2 protein-coding genes and 1 pseudogene are annotated in these 2,054 nt (G+C 44.5%); 1 reads left to right on the top strand and 2 read right to left on the bottom strand.

Translation table 11 applies throughout. The features are described 5' to 3' along the window. Positions 1–48: 48 nt before the first annotated feature. Together QTO00_RS18830 and metN are read right to left on the bottom strand one after the other, a co-directional pair. A complete protein-coding gene (locus QTO00_RS18830) occupies positions 49–726 on the bottom strand; it encodes a methionine ABC transporter permease (RefSeq protein WP_038203379.1) in 678 nt (225 codons plus the stop codon). After that, positions 716–1,750 carry a methionine ABC transporter ATP-binding protein MetN gene (metN, locus tag QTO00_RS18825; protein ID WP_331426123.1) on the bottom strand — a complete coding sequence of 345 codons (1,035 nt, stop codon included), beginning with the start codon at positions 1,748–1,750 and terminating at the stop codon, positions 716–718. The genes QTO00_RS18830 and metN overlap by 11 nt, the downstream gene beginning before the upstream one ends. Before the next feature lie 224 nt (positions 1,751–1,974). On the opposite strand from metN, the pseudogene QTO00_RS18820 reads away from it, so the two are divergent. Beyond that, a pseudogene (locus QTO00_RS18820) lies at positions 1,975–2,054 on the top strand (D-glycero-beta-D-manno-heptose 1,7-bisphosphate 7-phosphatase); the annotation flags it as partial.

The raw sequence follows: 2,054 nt of genomic DNA, 5'->3' as shown, positions 1-2,054 counted from the left end.
TTTCATCACTATCTCCTTATAAATTAAATCTGTGAAATTGTTTTATTTTTAGCGGTGATCGACGCGACGAACAATCGCATCACCAATTGATTGAATGATCTGAACTAACACGATAAGCATAACCACAGTGACTGCCATAATAGTGACGTCGTAGCGGTGGAAGCCGTAGCGGATTGCAACATCACCCAAGCCGCCGCCGCCAACCGTACCTGCCATTGCAGAGTAGCTAACTAGCGTTACCAGCGTAATAGTTACCGAGTTAACAATAGTAGGCATCGCTTCAGGAAGCAGTACCTTAGTAATGATTTGTACAGGTGTTGCCCCCATTGATTGGGCTGCCTCAACAAGTCCAGTAGGAACTTCTAAAAGTGCGCCTTCGATGAGTCGAGCAACAAATGGAATCGCGCCAATCGTCAAAGGAACAATCGCCGCTGTGGTGCCGATAAATGTACCAACCAGTAGCTTAGTGACCGGAATAATCGCAACCATAAGCACCAAGAAGGGAACAGATCGGCCTACGTTAACGATCGCACCGAGTACGCTGTTTAACTTAGTGTTCTCTAATAGCCCACCTTTTTTGGTGATGTGCAGGATTACACCTAATGGAATACCAACTGCAAAGCCAACGATACCCGCGACTGCAACCATGTAGATGGTGTCCCACGTAGCACCGATGAGTAGATTGCTGTTTAAGTTCAGCCACTGTGAAATTTCATTAAAGGACATAGCCAAGTACCTCTACTTTTACCTTGTGCTCACGTAGGAACTCAATGGCTGCGTTGTCATCTTGTTCACTACCAAACAACTCTGCGACCATCATGCCGAACTTAACCCCACCGGCGTAATCTAGGTCTGAGCTGAGGATGCTGACATCAATATTGAATTTGCGTGCAATTTGCGTCATCAACGGCGCATCGACCGTTGCACCGGTAAATTCTAGACGGACAAGAGGGTAGCTGCCTTCCACTCGTGTCTGTTGCAAGCGCACTTGGTAATCTTCTGGAATAGAGAGATCTAACGTTGAGCGAATAAACTTGTGTGCTAGCTCAGTTTTAGGATGAGCAAAGATTTCGCCTACCGTACCTTTCTCTACCAGTTCACCGCCGCCAATGATTGCTACTTCATGACAGATGCTCTTCACTACATCCATCTCGTGAGTAATCAGTAGAATGGTGATGTTTAACTTGCGGTTGATCTCTTTAAGTAGCTCAAGAATTGACTGAGTGGTTGCAGGGTCAAGCGCACTCGTCGCTTCATCACACAACAATACTTTAGGATCAGACGCCAATGCACGAGCAATAGCGACACGCTGTTTCTGGCCACCACTTAGGTTCGAAGGGTAGCTCTCATGCTTGTCTTCAAGGCCTACTAGCTTTAGTAGTTCAGTCACTTTTGCTGTGATATGCGCTTGGTCTTTGGCTGCAAGTTCTAGTGGTAGCGCCACATTATCAAACACAGTACGCGATGAAAGCAGATTAAAGTGCTGGAAAATCATACCGATATTACGGCGAGCTTCACTAAGCTGTGATTTAGTCAGTTTAGTGAGGTCGACACCATCGACAACAATAGAGCCCGTCGTTGGTGCTTCTAACATGTTTACACAGCGGATAAGGGTACTTTTGCCCGCGCCCGATGAGCCAATCACACCAAAGATTGTTCCCTGTGGGATATTGAGGTTGATCTCCTTTAAGGCATGTATTTCTTTACTGCCTTGGTAGAACACCTTGTTTACTTGATTAATTTCAATCATCGAGAGACTCACTATCAATTTGGATGAAGAGCAGCAGATAATGTCGAACTACATCTTATTTGGTAGATGATGCTATGGTCTTACATGATTTGTGTCAATAGATATTTTTACGTCTAGACGTCTAAACGTATTTTTTGACCAATCGATTGGTAATTAGATAGTGATGAAAGAAATAAAGCGTGCAATAATTCTGATAAAGAAAAACACAAAAAGAGAAGCATATTTTGGCAAAACCAGCAGTCTTTTTAGACCGAGATGGCGTGATCAACGTTGATCACGGCTATGTCCACGACGAGCATGATTT

It is taken from the genome of Vibrio sp. M260118 (assembly GCF_036533755.1).
Taxonomy (GTDB): domain Bacteria; phylum Pseudomonadota; class Gammaproteobacteria; order Enterobacterales; family Vibrionaceae; genus Vibrio.
This window is presented reverse-complemented; position numbering and strand designations above follow the sequence as displayed.

Coding starts and splice junctions, on each gene's coding strand:
- QTO00_RS18830 (WP_038203379.1), bottom strand. CDS start 726: ATGTCCTTTAATGAAATTTCACAGTGGCTGAACTTAAACAGCAATCTA.
- metN (WP_331426123.1), bottom strand. CDS start 1,750: ATGATTGAAATTAATCAAGTAAACAAGGTGTTCTACCAAGGCAGTAAA.